Raw genomic sequence first — 20,194 nt, forward strand, 5'->3', positions numbered from 1 at the left:
ACATCGACAGGAGAGCGATGAACGCAGGACCGCTGCAGGGGATCCGGGTCGTCGAGCTGGGAGGTATCGGGCCAGGGCCGTTCGCGGCGATGCTGATGGCGGACCTCGGCGCCGAGGTCGTCCGGATCGACCGGCCGCCGCGCGAGCCGCTCGGTGAGCACCAGCAGCACGAACGGGATCTCCTGCTGCGTGGACGTCGCTCCATCGCGCTGGACCTGAAGTCCGCCGACGGCGTGGAGGTCGCGCTGCGGTTGACGGACCGGGCGGACGTGCTGCTGGACCCGTTCCGCCCCGGTGTCGCGGAGCGGCTCGGGATCGGACCGGAGACGGCGACGTCGCGCAACCCCGGGCTCGTGTATGCGCGCATGACGGGATGGGGGCAGACCGGGCCGCTCGCATCCGTGGCCGGGCACGATCTCAACTACGTGGCCCTCGCCGGACCGCTGGCGGCGATGGGACGCCGTGGCAGTCCTCCGGCACCGGCGCTCAACCTGATCGGCGACTTCGGTGGCGGGGGGATGCTGCTGGCCTTCGGCGTCACCGCCGCCCTGGTGGAGCGGAACCGGTCCGGGCGGGGCCAGGTGATCGACGTCGCCATGACCGACGGGGTCGCGGCGCTCTCGGCCAGCATCGTCGGCTTCACGAACATGGGTGTCTGGGGGCCGGAGCGGGAGAGCAACTTCCTCGACGGCGGGGCTCCGTACTACGACTCCTACGAGACATCGGACGGCCGCCACGTCACGATCGGCTCGATCGAGCCGCAGTTCTATGCGTTGCTGCTCGACAAGCTCGGCCTCGACGCCGCCGAGTGGCCCCAGGACGACCGGCGCCGATGGCCGGAGCTGCACGCCCGGCTCGCCGAGATCTTCCGCGGACGCACCCGTGACGAGTGGTGCGAGCTGTTGGAGGGGACCGACGTGTGCTTCGCGCCGGTGCTGGGCTTCGACGAGGCGCCCAAGCATCCGCACCTGGCCGCACGCGGCACCTACGTCGAGGAGCACGGCATGCTGCAACCGGCACCGGTGCCGCGGTTCAGCCGTACCCCCGGCGCGATCCAGACGCCGCCCTGCAGCCCGGGACAGCACACCCGCGAGGTATTGGCCGACTGGGGTTTCACGTCCGAGGAGCAGGCGGCCGCGATCGCGTCCGGTGTCGCGGTGGTGTCGACGACCGCGGGATGACCGCGTGCGAGCCGATCTCGGATGCACCACATCAGGGGTTGTACCGATCGGTCACAACTCGTACAGTCGTGTCGTGCGGCGCACACGGATCGTGCTTACTGCTCGGCTTTTGAACTGCTGAAACAGCGGCAGGAAACGAGCCGAGGAACGCGCGGGGCCCGGTGGCCGAGCGTGTACCGATCGGAACGTGATCGAAAGAAGTGCTGCCGGGGCGTCCGCGGAACACACCGCAACGCCACTGCATCCGCACTCGGCTCCACGGCCCGGCTCGGCTCGTCCGCAGGACGGCGACACCACGAACCGGGTCATGCGTCGAGCAACGTCGCTCGTCACAGCGAAGAGAGAGGAGTTCCGGTGGCGAATTCTGACGCCACGCTGCCGTGGTGGGTCGGGGTCGACGTCGGGGGAACCTTCACCGACGTCATCGCGATGCACCGCCATACCGGCGAAACGCGCGACCACAAGGTCCTCACCACCCGGGGGCGGCTGGAGGACGGCGTCCTCGCGGCGCTCACGGGGCTGGACATCCCGCTCGGCGAGATCGCCGAGATCGTGCACGGCCACACCGCCGGCATCAACGCGGTGCTGAGCCGCCAGGGTTCCTCGGTCGCGCTGCTGGCGACCGAGGGGCATCGGGACCTGCTCGACATCGGGCGGATGGACCGTGAGTTCGGCCCGAACTTCTACGATCCGACCTGGCTGCGCCCGCACCAGGAACGACCCGTCGCCCGGCGGCGGCACCGCTACGGCATCCGGGAACGGATCGGCTGGGACGGGGCCGAGGTCGTCGCGCTCGACGAGGACCAGGTCCGCGAGGTGGCGGGCCGGATCCGCGACGCCGGGATCGAATCGGTCGCCATCTGCTTCCTGAACTCCTACCTCAACCAGAGCCACGAGCAGCGGGCGGCGCGGATCCTGCGCGAGGAGCTCCCGGGGGTCTACATCCAGACCTCGGAGATCTATCCGGTCACCAAGGAGCACGAGCGCACGGTCACCGTCGCGCTCGACGCCTACGTCGGGCCCATCGTCACGACCTACCTCAACCGCCTGGAGGGTGCGCTGGCCGAGGCCGGCTTCGGCGGCACCCTGTGGATGATGACGATGAACGGCGGCGTCGGCTCGGTCGCCGAGACCTCGAAGGCACCCGTGTTCCAGCTGGTCTCGGGCCCGGTGGGCGGCGTCGCGGGCTCGGTCGACCTGGCCCGGGCAGCGGGTGACCGCAACCTGCTGACGATGGACATGGGCGGCACCAGCACCGACGTCGCGGCGATCCGCGACGCGACGACGCCGATGACCGACACGTGGGCCGTCGAGTTCGGGCTGACGATGACGATGCCGGTCGTCGACGTCGGGTCCGTCGGGTCCGGCGCGGGCAGCATCGTGCACATCGACTCGGTCGGGACGCTGCGCGTGGGCCCGGAGTCCGCCGGCTCGGTGCCCGGGCCGGCCTGCTACGGCCGCGGCGGGGAGCGACCCACTCTGACCGACGCGTGCGTCGTGCTCGGAATCCTGCAGCCCGACCTGTTCGCGGGCGGCGCGCTGACGCTGGACGTCGAGAAGGCCCGCGCCGCGCTGAAGACCGTCGCGGACCCGCTGGGGATGTCGGTGGAGGAGCTGGCCGACGGTGCCTACCGGCTCGCCTGCTCGGACGTCGCCGGGTCGATCCGCTCCATCTCCACCTATCGGGGGCTGGACCTCCGCGAGTTCGGGCTGCTGGCGTTCGGCTCCGCCGGTCCCATGATCGCCCACCAGGTCGCCCGCGAGCTCGGCGTCGACAAGGTCGTCGTCCCGCAGGCGCCGGGGGAGTTCTCGGCCTTCGGCCTGCTCACGAGCGATCTGCGGGTGTCGACGGCGCGGTCCCCGATGACGGTGCTGTCCACCGACGGCGGGACCGACTGGGAGGGGCTGTTCACCGAGCTCGAGGAGCAGGTCGCGTCGAGCCTCGGCACCCAGGGGGCGGCGAAGGAGGACATCGTCTTCGAGCGCGCGATCTTCGCCATGTACTCCGGCCAGACCTGGGACAACCGGCTCGACATCGGCCCGGATGAGATCGACGACGTGCGCGTCAAGCAGCTGATCGGGCAGGTGCACGACTTCTACCAGCAGCGCTACGGCTTCAGCGCCGAGGAGCTCCCGATCATCGTGACGACCGTCGAGGTCACCGGGCGGGCCCCGCGGGGCACCCTGCCCCAGCACGTGTCGCACGCGGGGGAGGGCGACCCGGTGCTGCGTCGCGCGGCGGTCCGCCTCGACGGTGTGACCCACGAGAGCGCACCCGTCTACCGGCGGGAGCTGCTGCCGGTCGGCGAGCGGGTGCCGGGCCCCGCCCTGATCGTGGAGGACTACGCCACGACGGTCGTGCACGCCGGCTCCACCGCAACACAGGACGCGGCCGGGATCCTCCGGATCGTCACCGACGGAAAGGACGGGCACAGCGCATGACCAGCACGATCGAGTCCGCCGGTGCGCGGAACGCGGCCGAGGGCGACGCGCAGCACCTGATCGACCTGGAGACCGTCCGCTACGGCCTCATCGAGGTCGCGCGCGACATGCACCAGGCGCTCATGCGGTCGGCGTTCTCGCCGATCGTCCGCGACATCAACGACTGCACCGCCGCGATCCACATGCGCACCGAGAACGGGTGGGAGATGGTCGCGAGCTGGGAGGGCTGCATGCAGCACGCCTTCACCTCCCAGCACATCTGCAACTTCACGATGGACGAGTGGGACGAGGAGCACCTCGACGACGGTGACGTCATCCTCGTCAACGACCCGTGGCGCGGCGCGATCCACTGCTCGGACATCAACATCCTGCGACCGGTGCGGATCAACGGGCGGGCCGAGTTCGTGCTGCACTCGACCTCGCACGTGGTCGACCTCGGCGGTCCCATCCCCGGTGGGTTCGCCAACGGCGTGCAGACCGCGTTCGAGGAGCAGCTGCGGTTCCCGCCCACGCTGCTCTACGCCAACGACCGTCCGGTCAAGGCCGCGTTCAACTACCTGCTCGAGAACGTGCGCGTCCCGGCGTCGGTGCTCGGCGACGTCCGGGCGCTCAACGGGTGCCTCGTGATCGGTGAGCGCCGGCTGCGCGAGCTCATCGGCAAGTACGACCACGAGCTGGTCCGCAAGGGCGCCATGTACGGCGTCGAGATGACCGAGGCGGCGATGCGCGCCGGTATCCGCGAGATCCCCGACGGGGACTACACCGCCGAGGACGTCATCGACGAGGACGGCGTCACCGACGAGTCGGTCCCGCTGGTGATGACGCTGAAGAAGCGCGGCGACTCCATCGAGGTCGACTACTCGGGGACGGGTCGGCAGCCGCTGGGCAACGTCGGCACCGCGTGGTGCGAGGCGACCCGCTGCATCGAGGGCATCAAGTTCATCGTCGACCCGACCTCGGCGGTCAACAGTGGCACGCTGCGGCCGATCGAGTCGATCCTGCCGCCCGGCAGCGCCGTCTGCTCGCTGCCGCCGACGTCGGTGTCCAACCACGTCGACATCGGCGGCCGGATCGTCAACCTCGTCGCCCAGGCGATGGGGAAGGCGCTGGGGGACAAGGCGATCGGTTGTGACTCCGGGACGCTGGGCATGCTCACCCTCGGCGGCGTCGACGACCGGCCGGGCCACGTCGGGAACCCGTGGGCGTCGTTCGCGCTCGCCGGCGGTGGCTGGGGAGCCACCTGGAAGGGCGACGGCCTGACGTTCTGCACCTTGGCGATCGGCAACTGCCGCACCTCGGTGCAGGAGCACGTCGAGCGGGAGTCGCCGCTGGTCGTGGTGCAGCACGAGATCATGCCCGACTCGGGCGGGGCGGGGCAGCACCGTGGCGGCAACGGCGCGGTCTACACGATCACCGCACTGTCCGAGACCGCGATCACCGTCACCGGTGACCGCACCCGGCTCGGCACGCCCGGTACCAAGGGCGGCGGCCGCGGCATGCCCTTCTACGGCTGGTTGATCCCGGACTTCGACGCGAAGGACCCGGCGAGCCTGGACGTGTTCGACCTCCGTGCGGCCGAGCCGCTGTTCGGGATGTTCGACGACCAGGGGATCCCGGCGCCCGACGGCGGGACCTTCGGTCTGGGCACGAAGTACGCCAGCGCCAAGGTGTCCGGCATCGTGCTGAAGCCGGGGCAGGCCATCCGCGTGATCATCGGTGGGGGCGGCGGCTGGGGCGACCCGCTCGCCCGTCCCGTGTCCGACGTGCTCGACGACGTGCTCGACGCGATGCACACCCGCCGGTACGCCGAGAAGGCCTACGGCGTGGTCTTCGCCGACGACACGACCATCGACGAACAGGCCACGCAGGCCCGTCGTGCCGAGCTCGCCGCCGCCCGCGACGCCGGGCGCTGGACGGTGCCGACGGCCTGCGCGCTGGACTGGAGGACGGCATGACCCGACCGATCGACCGGCGTGGTGTCACGCCGGCCCTCCCCGCCCAGGAAGGAGCCCGCCATGGGCGTTGAACGGATGCTCTTCGCGCGGCCGACCGAGGAGCGCATCTCCGTCACCCGGGTGCCGGTCGACGCGACCTGCCCGGAGTGCGGATCCACCGCGGTGGCCCGTTATCCGGTGGCCAACTACATCGGCCCGCGCATGGTCACCAAGTGCCAGGACTGCTTCCACCACCTCGCCGTCGACGTCCCCGCCGACGACGACCACTGGCCGCCGTGGCGCCCGGCGACCTGGGGCTGGTCGGGTACCCGCGCCGGCTAGCCGGCCCGCCACCCGTGGGCGCTCCGGCCGGGTCATCCGGCCGGAGCGCTCCGTCCCGACCGATCTCACGCAGAAGGCGACCCATGAGCACGTGTCATCCGACGAGCGGCACCACGGACGGTCCGCGGTGACGCCGCGACCGGCGGCGGTGGTCACCGGAGGGGCCGGCGACATCGGCCGTGAGGTGGTGCGTCTGCTGGCCGGCCACGGCCTGCACGTCGTCGTCGCCGACATCGACCGCGACCGCGCGCAGGCCACCGCCGAGGAGGTCGGCGGCACGTCGGTGCCCCTCGACGTCGGCGACCCGGACGCCTGGCGCGCCGTCGTCGACCATCTCACCGGCCGCGGCCTCCGGCTGGACGCCGCGGTGTTCAACGCCGGTGTGGCGCTCGGCGAGGCCGAAATCCTCGACCTGGACCTGACGTCCTATCGCCGGGCCTGGTCGGTCAACGTCGACGGCGCCGTGTTCGGGCTGCGCGCGCTCGTGCCGCTGCTGCAGTCCGCGGGCGGGCACGCCGTCGTCACCGCCTCGCTGGCAGGCCTCACCGCGGTCCCGTTCGACCCGGTGTACGCGATGACCAAGCACGCGATCATCGGGCTGGTCCGCGGGTACGCGCCCACGCTCGCCGCGAGGGGCGTCGGGCTGCACGCAGTGTGCCCCGGGCTGGTCGACACCGCCATGCTCGGCGCCGCCCGTGAGGAGCTCGACCGCCTGGAGTTCCCGCTGGTGAGCGTCGCCGACGTCGCGGCGGCGCTCGTCGCGTGCGCGCTGGGCGACGATCCCGGCGAGGTCGTGGTCGTACAGCCCGGCCGCGCACCGTTGCCCTACCGGTTCCCGGGGGTGCCGGGGGGACGCACCGGCACGCCGATGCCGGAGCTTCCGTCACGGCTGCCGATCGGCACACACCGCAACGGCTGACCCCGCCCGCTCCCGTGTCCGCAACGCAGGGGCCCGCCGCCCCGGAAAGGCAGGACTGCATGAGCACCCCACGCGACGCCGTCATCGTCGACGTGCTGCGCACCCCCGTCGGCAAGGGCAAGAAGGGCGGTGCGCTCCACCACGTCCATCCGGTGGCGCTTCTCGCGGACGTGCTCGCCGCCCTGGTCGAACGCAACGGGCTCGATCCCGCCCTCGTCGACGACGTCATCGGCGGCTGCGTGACCAAGGCCGGCGAGCAGGCCGTCAACCCGACCCGGACCGCGGTCCTCGCGGCTGGGTTCCCGCTGTCGGTGCCGGCCACCACCGTCGACCGCCAGTGCGGGTCCAGCCAGCAGGCCGTGTCCTTCGCGGCGCACGCCATCCGGGCGGGCGCGGCCGACGTCGTCATCGCCTGCGGGGTCGAGTCGATGTCCCGGGTGCCGATGCACTCCGACGCGCAGGGCGCGGACCATCTCGGTGAGCGCATCGAGCGTCGCTTCCCGGGCGGGCTCGTGGGACAGGGCATCTCCGCGGAGCTGATCTGCGCGCGGTGGCAGCTCGGGCGCGAGGAGCTCGACGCCTACTCGGCCGAGTCCCACAGACGGTCCGCCGCGGCAGCCGAGACGTTCGCCACGGATCTCGTGACGGTGACCGACGCGCCGGACCTGACCGTCGACGAGACCATCCGGGCGACGACGACCGTCGACGGCCTGGCCGGGCTCCGGCCGTCGTTCCGCAGCGAGGCCATGGCCGAGCGGTTCCCCGAGATCGACTGGAGGATCACGCCCGGCAACTCCTCGCCGCTGACCGACGGCGCCGCGGGCGTGCTGATGATGAGCGCCGAGCGGGCGGAACAGCTCGGCCTCACGCCCAGGGCGCGGGTGCACGAGACCGCGGTGGTGGGCGACGACCCGATCGTGATGCTCATGGGGGTCGTGCCCGCGACGCGGAAGGTGCTCGAGCGGGCCGGCCTGACCGTCGACGACATCGACCTCTTCGAGGTGAACGAGGCGTTCGCCTCGGTCCCGCTGGCCTGGATGCAGGACATGAAGGTCGAGCACGACCGGCTCAACGTCCACGGCGGCGCCATCGCCCTCGGGCACCCGCTCGGCGCGAGCGGCGCCCGGATCCTGACCACCCTCGTCGGCGCGCTGGAGCAGCGCCGGGCCCGGTTCGGCCTGCAGACCATGTGCGAGTGGGGCGGGATGGCGAACGCGACGATCATCGAGCGGATCTGAGGACACCCGAGATGGACGCCTACACCCTGCGCGACCTCCTGACCAAGGCCGTCACCGACGCCGGCGCCGGCCCCGGCACGACGGCCCTGACCTTCGACGGCCGGGACATGACCTACGGCGAGCTGGACGCGCGTTCGACGGCGCTGGCCGCCGGACTGGCCGCGGCCGGCTTCCGCAAGGGCGACCGGGTCTCGGTGATCATGTACAACCGGCTCGAGTGGGTCGAGCTGTTCTTCGCGCTGGCCAAGCTCGGCGGCGTGCTCGTCCCGGTCAACTACCTGCTGGCCCCGTCGGAGATGCAGTACATCGTCGAGGACTCCGACTCCCGCTGGATCGTGGTCGAGGACGCGCTCGCCCCGGCCGTCGCGCCGATCGTCGACCAGCTCACCGGACGGACGATCGTCGAGGTGGGGGCGCCGACGGGCATCGGCACGGCCTACGAGGACCTCGTGGCCGAGCCCGGGACCGCCGCGGCCTTCGCCCTGCCAGACGTCCGTGCCGACGACCTGTTCCTGCTGCAGTACACCTCCGGCACCACGGGCTTCCCCAAGGGCGCCATGCACACCCACTCGACGGTGCTGTGGAACTCCTACCACCAGATCGTGGACTTCGACCTGCGTACCGACGACGTCTACTACGTCGTCCCGGCGCTGTGCTGGGCCGCCGGGTTCCACGACTGCGCCCTCGCGACGCTCTGGCGCGGTGGGCGCGTGGTGCTCGGGCGCAGCACCGGGTTCGACGCGGGCGCCTTCCTCGAGCAGGTCGAGAGGCACGGCGTCACCAAGGTGCTGCTGGTGCCGACGGTGCTCAAGCGCGTGCTGGACCATCCCGGGTTCGACAGGTACGACACGTCGTCGCTGCGCATGGTGCTCTCGGGCGGGGAGCCGGTGCCGCCGTCGTCGCTGGAGGGCCTCAAGGCGAAGCTGCCCGCGTGTGACGTGCTGCAGGTCTACGGGATGAGCGAGTTCCCGACGCTGATGCTGCTCATGTCCGGCAAGGACGCCGCCGCGCGGCCCGGGTCGACGGGCAGGGCGTGCTCCGCCGCGGTCGTCAGGATCGTCGACGAGAACGACGTCGACGTCCCTCCGAACACGGTCGGCCAGATCATCTGCCGCTCGCCGGCGAGCATGATCGGGTACCACGACAAGCCGGAGGCGACCGCCGAGACCCTCGCCGACGGGTGGCTGCACACCGGCGACCTCGCCCGCTACGACGACGACGGCTTCGTCCACATGGCGGGCCGCGCCAAGGACATGATCATCACCGGTGGCCTCAACGTCTACCCGGCCGAGATCGAACGGGTGCTCGCCGCGCATCCCGACGTCGTCGAGGCCGCCGTCGTCGGCGAGCCCGACGAGAAGTGGGGTGAGGTCGGGGTCGCCCACGTCGTGCTCCGCGCCGACGCGCACCTCGACGGCGAGTCCGTCCGGGAGTACCTGAGGGGCACGCTGGCGGGTTTCAAGGTGCCGCGGCGCTACCGCCTCACGACGCAGCCGCTGCCGAGGACGACATCCGGGAAGGTGCAGAAGCACCGGCTGGAGAAGGTGGGACCGACCGCATGAGCCAGGACAGTCCCGACCGGACCGCCGCCGACCGGACCGCCGCCGACCGGACCTCGCTGGTCACGGGGGCGTCGCGGGGCATCGGGGCGGGCATCGCACGCCATCTCCTCGACCGGGGCGTCCGGGTCGCGGGCGCGTACCGATCGGGCCGCGACGGCGTCGAGAAGCTGGCGACCGCGCATCCGGACCGGGTCCTGCCGGTGCACCTCGACCTCGGCGACCCCGACAGCGCGGTCGACGCGGTCGAGCAGGTGCGCGCGACCTGGGGGCGGCTCGACTCCCTGGTGCTGAACGCGGCCGTGTGGGACGGCGGGCGGCTCACCCGGATGGATCCCGACGCGTGGTGGGCGGTCGTCGAGACCAATCTCCGCGGCACGGCCGCCGTCGTCCGCGCGGCGGTGCCGCTGCTCCAGGAGGGGAACGACGCCAGCATCGTGCTGGTCGGGTCCGTGGTCGGCCACGTGGGCTTCCCCGGCGACACCGCGTACGCGAGCACCAAGGCCGCCCTGGTCGGCTTCGCGCGCTCCCTGGCCAAGGAGCTGGCCGCGACGGGGGTGCGCGTCAACGTCCTGGCGCCGGGCTTCGTGGACACGGACATGACTGCGGCGGTCCCCGAAGGCTCCCGCGCCACGATCGCCGAGGCCACGCTGCTGGGCCGGTTCGGGACCGTGGACGAGATCGCGCGGGCCGCGGTCTTCCTGTCCGAGGACGCGACGTTCTGCACCGGCACCGTGCTGGCCGCCGACGGCGGCTGGTCCCTGTGAACCCGAGGAGGAATCCCGTGAACGTTGGTCTGCCGGCCGACGAGTACGACAAGCTGCGCGAGTCGGTCTTCACCACGATCTGGAACGAGCTCGATCCCCTCGAGCACCAGATCGAGGACACCGAGTCGATCCCCTACGACGTCGTCCTGCCGGCGCTGCGGGCCTGCGGCGCGTTCGGTCTGATCATCCCCCGCGAGTACGGCGGCGCGGGGTTGTCGATCGCCCAGTACCTGCCGATCCTCGCCGAGTTCGCGAAGATCCAGGGCGGTATCCGCGCCATCGTGCACGTGCACAACTCCTTCGCGCACGCCCTCTCGGAGATCGGGAGCGAGGAGCAGAAGCAGGCGATCCTGCCCGGCGCCGCCGTCGGGGAGAAGTCGCTGGCGTTCGCGCTGACCGAGCCGGGCAACGGCACCGGGATGGACCTGTCGACCCAGGCGCGGCGCGACGGCGACGAGTACGTGCTCGACGGCCGCAAGTGGCTCATCACGAACTCCGACATCGCGTCGCACTTCCTGGTGCTCGCCAAGACCGCCGACCGGGAGGTCTCGGCGATCATCGTTCCGCGTGACGCCCCCGGCTTCACGATCGCGCCGCTGCCCGAGACGATGGGCTGCAAGGGCGCCGAGCACGGCGAGCTCACGTTCACCGACGTGCGCGTCCCCGCCGCGAACCTGGTCGGGGCGGAGGGCGAGGGGATCGCGCACCTCGAGCGCGCCCTCGAGATCAGCCGCGTCTTCATCGCGGCGTCGTCGCTGGGGACCGCGACCCGGGCCCTCGACCTGTCGCTGCGGTTCGCGAAGGAGCGGGTGACCTTCGGCCGGCCGATCGGCGAGCGGCAGGCGATCCAGCGCTATCTCGCCGAGATGGCGACCGACGTGTACGCGCTGCGCGGGATGCTCGCCGACGTCGCCGCCAAGTGGGACCGGGACCAGCGGGTGCCGGCCGAGTCGAGCCTGGTCAAGCAGTTCGGGCTCGAGGCGGTCGGCCGCGTCACCGACCGGGCGCTGCTCGTCCACGGCGGCATCGGCTACACCCGCAAGTACCCGATCGAGCGGCTCTACCGCGACGCGCGGCTGAACTGGTTGGAGGAGGGCCCCCCGACCGTCCAGTACCTGGTGGCGGCGCGCCAGCTGCTCGACGGCTTCACCTTCGACGACGCCTTCGACAGCGCGACCCGCTGACGGCGCCCGCCGCGCGGGCGAGTGGCTCCCGACCGGTCGGCCCGGTCGGAAGCCGGCCCCGCGGTGGACGACCACGTCGACGTCGTACTGCTCGGCGAGCACCGCTCAGCGGCGTGATCGGGATTCGCGGTGTCGGCGTCCGAGAGCGCCGTGGGGAGGACGACTCCCTCATCGGTGGCGGCCCGTGCTGTCGGAGGAGAATGCTCCGGATCAGGTCGGGTCAGGCGTGATGGGTTCACCTGTCCGGTCACGCCGGTGTAGCTCGGCGTTGATGCGCCGGGCTTCCTCGAGCTGGTCCTCGAGAATGACGATCCGGCAGGCCGCGTCCAGCCCCAGGCCTTCGTCGATCAAGGCCCGCACCCGCGCGGCCAGTCTCAGCTGATAGCGGGAGTAGCGGCGGTGTCCCCCGGCCGAGCGCTGTGGCACGAGCAGTTTCACCTCGTCGAGACTGCGCAGGAACCCTGCGGACGTCCCGAGCATTTCCGCGGCGCGGCCCATCGTGTAGGCGGGATAATGCTCGTCGTCGAGCCTGTCGGCCGCGGTTTCAGAATCTGGGGCCATCGCGCCTCCGTAGACGAGGGGCCCCGGTGCAGTCGCACCGGGGCCCCAGGATCAGCTGTTCAACACCATCAACCGGCATCAGATGCCGGTTCCTCGACCCGCAGAACTCGGAAACCGCTCGCGGGCACAGGACCGCTTATACCGATATCCACCTTCCATTCCGACAGGTCGCGATACCCGTCGTGTTCGCCAGGCGAACCCGCGGGTCTGACAGCGTGTGCCTCTCCTTCTCCTCAGTTTTTCCGACTTGCTGGTGTTGCTGACTTGCTGGTGTTGCTGACTTGCTGGTGTTGCTGACTTGCTGGTGTTGCTCCGCGGGTAGTTACGTCATCTCCCGCGCCTCTGGACCTCTCATCTCGACGGACGGAAGCCTACCCGCGGCCGGTCGAGAATGTCTACCTCAGCTGAGTGAGATTTCATGGGATCGAGGCGTCCAGGTGTCTCCTGCTCGACGCGCCGAGGGCGGCTATGGCGCTGGACGTCGCCGCCGGCGCCGGCGAGGGGTCGCTGCGGGTGTCGTCGTGTGCGAGCGGTCGGATCCGTTGGCCGGCCTCGCGCCGTGCGGTCGGCCGGCGGCGCAGCCGGTCGACACCGACGTGGCGAGGGGAGGGTGGCGGGCACGGACGAGGACCGCGCGACGAGATCAGGCGAGGCCGCCGTTGACGAACACGGTCTGCCCGTTCGTCCAGCGCGCGGGACCGGCCAGCTGGGCCACCGTCGAGGCGATGTCCTCGGGCCGCCCGAGCCGTTCGAGCGGGGTGGCGTTGGTCAGGGCGGCGACGGTCTGCTCGGTGTTGCTGTCGAAGAACAGCGGCGTTGCGGTGGGTCCGGGCGCGACGGTGTTGACCGTGATGTCACGACCACGCAGCTCACGGGCGAGGATGAGGGTGAGGCCCTCGACCGCTGCCTTGGTCGCCACGTAGGGCCCGTACTTCGGGAGCTGGGTCCGGGTCACCGACGTCGAGAAGTTGATGATCGCGCCGCCGTCGCGGACGTGGCGCGCGGCCAGCTGGGACACGACGAACGTGCCCCGCAGGTTGGTGCGGACGATTCGGTCGAACTGGTCGAGGTCGTAGTCGGCGATCGGCCCGAGGACCATGATGCCGGCGGTGTTGACGACGACGTCGATCCCGCCGAACGCCGACTCGACCGCGTCGAACGCGGCAGCCATGGCGTGCTCGTCGGCGACGTCGCCACCGACCGCGACGGCCCGCCCGCCGGCGGCGGTGATGGTCTCGACGAGGGTGTCCGCCTTGGTCTTGTTGCCCGCGTAGTGCACTGCGACGGCGAACCCGTCGTCGACGAGCGCGTGGACGACGGCTTCACTGATCCCGCCGGTGCCGCCGGTCACGAGTGCCACGCGCGGGGTGCCGTCCCTCATGGGTCTCACCTTTTCGTCTCCGGCCTCGCAGCTGCGAAGCGCCGATATCCTTCGATGGTATCAACGATACGGCACATCGTATCGTTGCCCTGTGTGATGCGTATCATTGATACGCCTCGGTGCGGGTCATCGGTCCGAGCGACGCGTAACGTCGATACGGTGACGGAAGCCCCCACCCTGCGCCTGCGGATGCTGCGAGCCGCCGAGCAGCAGCTGGCCGCGTCGGACGACAACGACGTCTCGACCCGCGCCGTCTGCGAGGCGGTCGGCGTCGGCCAGCCGGCGCTGTACCGGATCTTCGGCGACAAGGCGGGCCTGCTCGCCGCGCTCGTCGACCACGGCTTCGAGCGCTACGTCGAGCGCAAACGCGCGCTGGAGACGACCGAGGACCCGGTCGCCGACCTGCGGGCGGGATGGGACGACCACATCGCCTTCGCGCTCGAGAACCCGGCCGTCTACCGGCTCATGTTCTCGCCGACGCTCACGCGGCGACCGGAGGCGCCGGAGACGATCTTCGGGCTGCTGTCCGCGACGCTCGAACGCTGTGCCCGCGCCGGTGTCCTGCGGCTGCCGGCGCCGCTCGCGGCGCAGCGCATCCTGTCCGCCAACGTCGGGGTGGCGCTCGCGGTCCTGGTCCGTCCCGACCTGTACTCCGACCCGCAGCTGTCCACGAGCGTGCGCGACGCCGTCTTCGCCGCGTGCCTCGACGAGCCGGGCAGCCCCGACGAGCCGGCCGGCCTCGACGAGCCGCGCAGCCCCGGCGAGCAGGGCTGCCTCGACGGGCAGGGCCGTTTCCGCGAGCAGGGGCGCTCGGGGCCCGAGACGGCCGGCGCCGACATCGGCCCGGTCGCGATCCGGCTCGCGGCCCAGCTGCGCGCCGAGTCGTCGTCGCCGCTCGGCGACGAGGAGCAGCAGCTCCTGCTCAAGTGGCTCGACCTGCTCGGCGCCGGCGCCTGACGGGCACGGGCGGCGGCTCGCCCCGGCCCGTCCCGCTCGTACCGGGCGCTCCGACCGTCAGCTGTGGATGCCGTCGATGAGCGCGTCGAGGAAGAGATCGGCCAGCTCCTCGGGCGTCAGCTCGCCGTCGGGGGTGAACCACAGGTAGGTGTAGTTGAGCATCCCGAGGATGCCCTTGACGAGCAGTCGGGGCGTCGGGCGCAGCGTCCCCTCGCGCACGCCGCGGTCGAGCGCCTGGCGCCAGTAGCCCTCGTAGCGTTCCCGGGCGGCGATGACCTCGTCGCGGCGCTCGCCGGTGAGCGCGTTGTACTCGCGGAAGAACACCGCCCACTCCGCGCGATGGTCGGCGATGTTGCGCAGGAGGCCGCGGGCCATCTCACGCAGCACCTCGCGGGGCTCGAGGCCGCGGTCGAGCACCTCCTCGGCGTAGCGGTTCATCTTGTCGACCTGGTCCTTGCTGATCGCGTAGAGGACCGCTTCCTTGCTGCCGATGTACCGGTACAGGGCGCCGCGGCCGAGCTCGACGGCCCGGCCCAGCTCGGCCATGCCGGTCCCGTGGTAGCCGTTGCGCGCGAACAGCTCCGCCGCCGCGGCGATGACCCGCTCCCGGTTGACCTCGTAGTAGGTCGTGCCCGTCATCGTCCGATACCGTCCGTCCCACCCGCGGTCGCCCAGGTCGGCGACAGGCTACCGGCGCGTTCTCCGGCCGCAGCGGCCGCAACGGTCGGCCGCGGGAACCGGGGTCCGTCGCCGCGCACCGGCCGGGCCGGGTGGCCCGGACGACGGCCGGCCACGGGCTGTCGGGGGCGGTGGTCGGGTCGCGTCGACGCCGTCGAACGCGCGCACGTCGATCCTCGGTCGGGTGCCACGCCACGAGTGTATCGATCGGTCCACTCGGGGGCAGCCCCTCGCTGTGTGACAGCTCGGGGCTCCCGGTTCAGGGCGCCGGACCGATCGATCCAGCAGGCGCGGGCCACGTCGCCACCGGCGCGGCCCCGGTCAACCCCGACGGCCGTCGAGCACGCCTCGCACCGCGGTGGCGCCGATCTCGTCGTCGGACTCGACGCTCGCGGCGAAACCGTTGCGGGCGAACACGTCCCGCAGGACGGACGCCTGCTCGTCGCTGGTCTCGACGAGCAGTACGCCGCCCGCGACCAGCCACTGCGGTGCGCCGGCGACGACCCGGCGCGCGATGTCGAGACCGTCGCCGCCGCCGTCGAGGGCGACCATCGGCTCGTGCAACCGGGCCTCCGGCGGCATCAGCGCGACCGCGGCGGTCGGCACGTAGGGCGCGTTGGCGACGACGACGTCCACGCGTCCGCGCAGGTCGGGAGGCAGCGCCGCGTAGAGGTCGCCCTGGTGCACCGTCGCGGGGGGCAGGTTGCGCCGGGCGCAGGCCACCGCCGCGGGATCGACGTCGGCCGCGTGCACCTGCGCGGCGCCCGACTCGACCCGCACCGCCAGCGCGACGGCACCGGCCCCGCAGCACATGTCGACGACCGTCGCACCGTCGCGGGTCGCCGCTACCGCGAGCCCCGCGAGGAACGACGTGCGCTGCCGCGGCACGAAGACCCCGGGCTCGACGACCACGCGCAGTCCGCGGAAGCCGGCCCAGCCGACGATCTGCTCGAGCGGATCGCCCGCGGCGCGCCGCGCGACCATCGCCGCCAGCGCGTCCGGCGAGGGCGCCTCGGCCAGCAGCACCGCGGCCTCGTCCTCGGCGAACACACAGCCTGCCGCGCGCAGGACCGCGACGATGTCGGACGCGTCGGGCACATCGCGGACGCTACAGCGGCCGGCCGGCGGGCCCGTCCCGTCCCGCCGGATCCCGGCCGGGAGAATCGCACGGTGGACGTCGACGGCGGGGCGAGGTTGACGGGGGCGACGACCCTGCCCGACGGCACGCCGGTGCGTGGCCGCGGGCGACGTGAGCCGCTGCCCGGCGGCCCCGACCCGCAGTTCGGGCTCTACCTCGGATCGCCGCGCAGGCGGTTCACCCGCGCCCCGGTGTGGACGCCGCCGTGGCCCGCCGAGTGGATCGACTGGCCCGACTTCCGCACCCCGCGCGACGACGCCCGTGCCGCCGCGATGGTCGTCGCCGCCTACGAGCGGGCGCGGGCGGGCGAACGGGTCGAGGTCGCGTGCGGCGGCGGCACGGGGCGCACCGGGACGGTGCTGGCGTGCATGGCGATCCTGGCCGGCCACCCCGCCGACGACGCGCTCGCCTGGGTCCGCGGGCACTACCGGCCGCGCGCGGTCGAGACGCCGGGGCAGAAGCGCTGGATCCGGCGGTTCCCGACGCTCGTCGGGTGACGTCGCCGGTCAGAACTCGATCTCGTCGGCCTCGCCGAGCCCGGCCGCGGCCAGCGCGGCGTCGAGCCCGTCGTCGTGGCGGACGATGCGGCTGATCCGGCCGTCGCGCGCCGTGAACTCGGTGGCGACGCTGCGGGTGCTGTCGTCGTCGATCCAGCGTGCGTCCTGCAGCGCGACGGCGACGTCGCCGCGGCCGAAGAACCGCACGGTCGACAACGAGATGCCCGAACCGGCCACCCAGCTGCGCAGGACCTCGACGCCGCGGGCGGCCCCGCGAGGGCCGCCCACCTCGACGTCGTCGGTGACGAGCGCGGCGGCTGCGTCGACGTCCACCGCGTTGACCGCGCTCTCGAAGGCGCGCACGAGATCGGGGGTCATTCCCCGATCCTGCCGCGTCCGGCGGGCGTCGGCACCCGCCGATCGGCCCGCCGTCGCGAGCCGGCCCTACTCGGCGCCGGTCACGGGCACGAGCCCGGCCGCGCGGATGCCGGCCACGGCGGCGGCCTCGTCGTTGAGCGAGGCGTCGCCGGTGACCCCGACGGCCCCGAGCAGCCGGCCGTCGCCGTCGCGCACGAACACGCCGCCGGGGACCGACAGGATCCGGCCGCCGGCCAGCGTCGCGACGGAGGTGAAGAACTCGGGGGAGTCGGCCGCCCGGGCGGCGATGGCGCGGTTGGTCATGCCCAGCGCGAGCACGCCGTAGGCCTTGGCGACGGCGAGATCGGGCCGCAGATTGCCGGACCCGTCCTGGCGGGCCAGTGCGACGAGCGCGCCGCCCGGGTCGAGGACGGCGACGGTCAGCGGGTTGAAACCCTGCTCGGTGCCGTGGGCGAGTGCTGCGGTGACGACGGTCTGGGCCTGTTCGAGGGTGATGCTCACGAGTGGGAGCCTGCCACGCCGGCCCCCGTGAGTGACGTCGGTGCGAGGGCCGCGCGCGCCTCCTCCGCGACGAGATCCGCGTTGACCATCGCACCCGCCTTCGCCCCGGCCGCCGCCGACGCGCCGACCTGCGCGAACGGGTCGGTCAGGTTGCCGGCGGCCCAGACGCCGGGCGTGGCGGTCGCACCCGTCGGGTCGGCCTCGACCGCGGCACCCGTCCCGCCCGGCAGCTCGCGCAGGCCCAGGCCGAGATCGGCGAGCAGGTCGCGCCGGGCGACGGGCCGCGACCCCACGGCGACCGCCTCCGCGGGCACGACCTCACCCGACCGCAGCTGCACGCCGGTGAGCACGTCGTTCTCGACGACGACCCGCGCCACCGCGCCGTCGACGACCCGCACACCGACGGCCGCCAGCTCCGCGGCCTGCTCGTCGTCGAGTGCCGGCTGTTCGTGCAGCAGGAGCGTGACGTCGGCCGAGAGCTGGTGGAACAGCAGGGCCTGGTGCACGGCCATCGGGCCGGTCGCGAGTACGACGATCGCCCGATCCCGGACCTCCCAGCCGTGGCAGTACGGGCAGTGCAGCACGTCGCGGCCCCAGCGCGCGGCGAGACCGTCGACGGCGGGCAGCTCGTCGACGACGCCCGTCGCCAGGACGATGCGTCGGGCGTGCACGGCACCGCCGCCGTCGAGGGTGACCGTGAAGCCGTTCTCGTCGCGCGTCGCCGCGACCGCCCGCGCCCGGCGGACGACGACCCCGTACCGCCCGACCTCCTCCCGGCCGCGGCGCAGCAGCTCGGCCGGCGGGGTGCCCTCGTGCCCGAGCAGGCCGTGAATCCCTGCGGCGGGGGCGTTGCGCGGTTCGCCGGCGTCGAGCACCAGCACCGACCGCCGGGACCGGCCGAGCATCAGTGCGGCCGACAGCCCCGCGGCGCCACCGCCGACCACCAGGACGTCGTGGTTCTCCGAGTTCGTCATGCGCTCACCGTGCCTCGCCGCCGTGCTGTTGCGCCAACGTCCTTGCCGGAGTAGCAAAGATGCATGACCGCCGACCCGACCGATCAGGGTGCCGTGCTGGCTCGCGTCGGCCCGCGCCTCGCGGAGCTGCGCCGCGAGCGCGACCTCACCCTCGCGGCCCTCTCCCGCACCACCGGGATCTCGACGAGCACGCTGTCGCGCCTGGAGTCCGGACACCGCCGGGCGACGCTCGAGCTGTTGCTGCCGATCGCCCGCGCGTACGGCGTCGGCCTCGACGACCTCGTCGGCGCCGAGCCGTCCGTCCCCGATCCGCGGGTCCACGGCCTCGAGCCGATCCGCACCGGAAGTGCCGTCGCCTATCCGCTGACCCGCGGGCCGGTGCAGCCGCGGCCCTACCGCCTCGTCTACGGGCCCGGCCTGGAGTGCACCGAGCTGCGTACCCACGAGGGCTTCGAGTGGGTGTACGTCCTGAGCGGCCGGCTCACGCTCCTGCTGGGCGACAAGGAGATCCAGCTCGGCGTCGGCGAGGCGGCCGAGTTCGACTGCCACGTCCCGCACGGCTTCGCCACCGGGGACCGTCCGGTCGAGGCGCTGAGCCTGTTCGGCAAGCAGGGGGAGCGCGCCCACCTGCGGGCGAGCGGGCGTCGGGCGTAGCGGTCGAGCCCGGCGCCCGTCAGACGCCGGCGATGAACCGCACGGCACGGTCGAAGGCGTCGATCGCGGCGTCGGTGTTCGCCTGCGACCTCCCGCCGGCCGCGGCCACCCGGGCCGCGACGCCGGGTGCCTGCACCCCCTGCAGGTGCAGCCCGACGAACGTGTGCCCCGCCGCCGGATAGTCGAGCTCGGTCACGCGCGGCGACCGGGCCGCGATGGCGTCGGCGAAGGAACAGGAGGGCCAGAGCGCGTCGGCGCCGCCGCAGATGGTGAGGATCGGGCCGGCGACGGCGTCGTCGTCGATCGTCGCGCCCGGCGCCCGGGGGTCGTCCTGGTGCGCGACCGACGCCCAGGGCACCGGCCGTCCGGCCAGCGTCCATGCCGCCACGTGCGGCGACGGGCTGGACGCATGCACGACGCTGCTGGGGGAGTCGGCGACGACGCCACGCACGAGCGCCGGGAAGTCGACGGCGAGCAGCTGCGCGACCTCGCTGCCGCGGGAGGCCCCCCAGACCACGATCCGCGCCGGGTCGACCCCCGGCTGCGCGGCCAGCACCCGCAGCGCCGTCGCGAAGTACTCGAGCGGGATCTCCCGGAGTGTCGGGGGCAGCCCCGGGAGCCCGAAGTAGCCGACGGCGAGCGATACGAACCCCTTGCGCGCCAACGCCGCCGCGAGCGGATCGAGCGCGAGGCCGCCCTCCGCCCCGCCGACGACGAGCACCGCCGGTCGCCGGATCGGGTCGTCGGTGGCGCCGGGTGGACGGTGGAGCTCGCCGTAGAAGCCCGCTGTCGCGGGGCGCTCGTCGATCGCGAAGGGGTCCGACGGCGGGGCGGGTGTTCCCGCCGAGCATCCGGCGAGCAGCAACATCCCGGCCAGCACCACCAGGCCCCACCTGCGCACGGGGCCCG

At 72.7% G+C, this 20,194-nt stretch carries 20 protein-coding genes; 12 read left to right on the forward strand and 8 right to left on the reverse strand.

Going from position 1 to position 20,194, the window contains the following annotated elements; genetic code table 11:
• Positions 1-17: 17 nt before the first annotated feature.
• From PSD17_RS22865 to PSD17_RS22905, 9 genes are all read left to right on the forward strand, one after another.
• Positions 18-1,181 carry a CaiB/BaiF CoA transferase family protein gene (locus PSD17_RS22865; protein ID WP_339124460.1) on the forward strand — a complete coding sequence of 388 codons (1,164 nt, stop codon included), beginning with the start codon at positions 18-20 and terminating at the stop codon, positions 1,179-1,181.
• Between the two features lie 354 nt (positions 1,182-1,535).
• Positions 1,536-3,623, forward strand: a complete 2,088-nt coding sequence (locus tag PSD17_RS22870) for a hydantoinase/oxoprolinase family protein (protein WP_339124461.1) — start codon at positions 1,536-1,538, stop codon at positions 3,621-3,623.
• The gene (locus PSD17_RS22875; RefSeq protein ID WP_013677537.1) at positions 3,620-5,578 is read left to right on the forward strand and encodes a hydantoinase B/oxoprolinase family protein; all 1,959 of its coding nucleotides are present in this window, start codon (positions 3,620-3,622) and stop codon (positions 5,576-5,578) included. The genes PSD17_RS22870 and PSD17_RS22875 overlap by 4 nt, the downstream gene beginning before the upstream one ends.
• A gap of 60 nt (positions 5,579-5,638) precedes the next feature.
• Entirely contained in the window at positions 5,639-5,899 is a 261-nt protein-coding gene (locus PSD17_RS22880; RefSeq protein WP_013677536.1) for a hypothetical protein, read from the forward strand.
• A 127-nt stretch (positions 5,900-6,026) separates the two neighbouring features.
• Positions 6,027-6,818, forward strand: a complete 792-nt coding sequence (locus PSD17_RS22885) for an SDR family oxidoreductase (protein ID WP_339124462.1) — start codon at positions 6,027-6,029, stop codon at positions 6,816-6,818.
• A gap of 59 nt (positions 6,819-6,877) precedes the next feature.
• Positions 6,878-8,056 (forward strand): thiolase family protein, encoded by a 1,179-nt coding sequence (locus tag PSD17_RS22890; protein WP_339124463.1) that lies wholly within the window; start codon positions 6,878-6,880, stop codon positions 8,054-8,056.
• 11 nt (positions 8,057-8,067) lie between these two features.
• Positions 8,068-9,618, forward strand: a complete 1,551-nt coding sequence (locus PSD17_RS22895) for an AMP-binding protein (RefSeq protein ID WP_339124464.1) — start codon at positions 8,068-8,070, stop codon at positions 9,616-9,618.
• A complete protein-coding gene (locus PSD17_RS22900; protein ID WP_339124465.1) occupies positions 9,615-10,382 on the forward strand; it encodes an SDR family NAD(P)-dependent oxidoreductase in 768 nt (255 codons plus the stop codon). Before PSD17_RS22895 ends, PSD17_RS22900 begins: the two co-directional genes overlap by 4 nt.
• 17 nt (positions 10,383-10,399) lie before the next feature.
• Positions 10,400-11,566, forward strand: coding sequence for an acyl-CoA dehydrogenase family protein (locus tag PSD17_RS22905; protein WP_339124466.1), 1,167 nt, complete (start codon positions 10,400-10,402; stop codon positions 11,564-11,566).
• Between the two features lie 210 nt (positions 11,567-11,776).
• Here the strand turns inward: PSD17_RS22905 and PSD17_RS22910 are convergent, their stop codons facing one another.
• Both PSD17_RS22910 and PSD17_RS22915 read right to left on the reverse strand, forming a co-directional pair.
• Entirely contained in the window at positions 11,777-12,127 is a 351-nt protein-coding gene (locus PSD17_RS22910; protein ID WP_013677530.1) for a MerR family transcriptional regulator, read from the reverse strand.
• Between the two features lie 643 nt (positions 12,128-12,770).
• On the reverse strand, positions 12,771-13,508 hold the full coding sequence (locus tag PSD17_RS22915; protein WP_339124467.1) for an SDR family oxidoreductase: 738 nt from the start codon (positions 13,506-13,508) through the stop codon (positions 12,771-12,773).
• 159 nt (positions 13,509-13,667) lie between these two features.
• Here PSD17_RS22915 and PSD17_RS22920 point away from each other — a divergent pair, with 159 nt between their 5' ends.
• Positions 13,668-14,465, forward strand: a complete 798-nt coding sequence (locus PSD17_RS22920; protein ID WP_339124468.1) for a TetR/AcrR family transcriptional regulator — start codon at positions 13,668-13,670, stop codon at positions 14,463-14,465.
• Between the two features lie 57 nt (positions 14,466-14,522).
• On the opposite strand, the gene PSD17_RS22925 is transcribed toward PSD17_RS22920, so the two are convergent.
• Both PSD17_RS22925 and PSD17_RS22930 read right to left on the reverse strand, forming a co-directional pair.
• On the reverse strand, positions 14,523-15,104 hold the full coding sequence (locus tag PSD17_RS22925; protein ID WP_013677527.1) for a TetR/AcrR family transcriptional regulator: 582 nt from the start codon (positions 15,102-15,104) through the stop codon (positions 14,523-14,525).
• A 360-nt stretch (positions 15,105-15,464) separates the two neighbouring features.
• A complete protein-coding gene (locus PSD17_RS22930; protein WP_339124469.1) occupies positions 15,465-16,241 on the reverse strand; it encodes a putative protein N(5)-glutamine methyltransferase in 777 nt (258 codons plus the stop codon).
• Positions 16,242-16,313: 72 nt separating this feature from the next.
• Between PSD17_RS22930 and PSD17_RS22935 the strand changes: the two genes are divergently transcribed.
• Positions 16,314-16,778, forward strand: a complete 465-nt coding sequence (locus PSD17_RS22935) for a phosphatase domain-containing protein (protein WP_013677525.1) — start codon at positions 16,314-16,316, stop codon at positions 16,776-16,778.
• 9 nt (positions 16,779-16,787) lie between these two features.
• On the opposite strand, the gene PSD17_RS22940 is transcribed toward PSD17_RS22935, so the two are convergent.
• The 3 genes from PSD17_RS22940 to PSD17_RS22950 all read right to left on the reverse strand — a co-directional run bounded on the left by PSD17_RS22940 (position 16,788) and on the right by PSD17_RS22950 (position 18,631).
• Positions 16,788-17,156: a nuclear transport factor 2 family protein gene (locus PSD17_RS22940; RefSeq protein WP_013677524.1), complete on the reverse strand. Its 369-nt coding sequence runs from the start codon at positions 17,154-17,156 to the stop codon at positions 16,788-16,790.
• 66 nt (positions 17,157-17,222) lie between these two features.
• The gene (locus PSD17_RS22945; RefSeq protein ID WP_013677523.1) at positions 17,223-17,657 is read right to left on the reverse strand and encodes a GlcG/HbpS family heme-binding protein; all 435 of its coding nucleotides are present in this window, start codon (positions 17,655-17,657) and stop codon (positions 17,223-17,225) included.
• A complete protein-coding gene (locus PSD17_RS22950; protein ID WP_339124470.1) occupies positions 17,654-18,631 on the reverse strand; it encodes an NAD(P)/FAD-dependent oxidoreductase in 978 nt (325 codons plus the stop codon). The genes PSD17_RS22945 and PSD17_RS22950 overlap by 4 nt, the downstream gene beginning before the upstream one ends.
• A gap of 63 nt (positions 18,632-18,694) precedes the next feature.
• Here PSD17_RS22950 and PSD17_RS22955 point away from each other — a divergent pair, with 63 nt between their 5' ends.
• Positions 18,695-19,285 carry a helix-turn-helix domain-containing protein gene (locus PSD17_RS22955; protein WP_339124471.1) on the forward strand — a complete coding sequence of 197 codons (591 nt, stop codon included), beginning with the start codon at positions 18,695-18,697 and terminating at the stop codon, positions 19,283-19,285.
• Between the two features lie 19 nt (positions 19,286-19,304).
• Here the strand turns inward: PSD17_RS22955 and PSD17_RS22960 are convergent, their stop codons facing one another.
• On the reverse strand, positions 19,305-20,186 hold the full coding sequence (locus PSD17_RS22960) for an acyl-CoA thioester hydrolase/BAAT C-terminal domain-containing protein (RefSeq protein ID WP_143770649.1): 882 nt from the start codon (positions 20,184-20,186) through the stop codon (positions 19,305-19,307).
• Positions 20,187-20,194 lie beyond the last annotated feature (8 nt).

Source organism: Pseudonocardia sp. D17 (assembly GCF_036984265.1).
GTDB lineage: Bacteria > Actinomycetota > Actinomycetes > Mycobacteriales > Pseudonocardiaceae > Pseudonocardia > Pseudonocardia benzenivorans.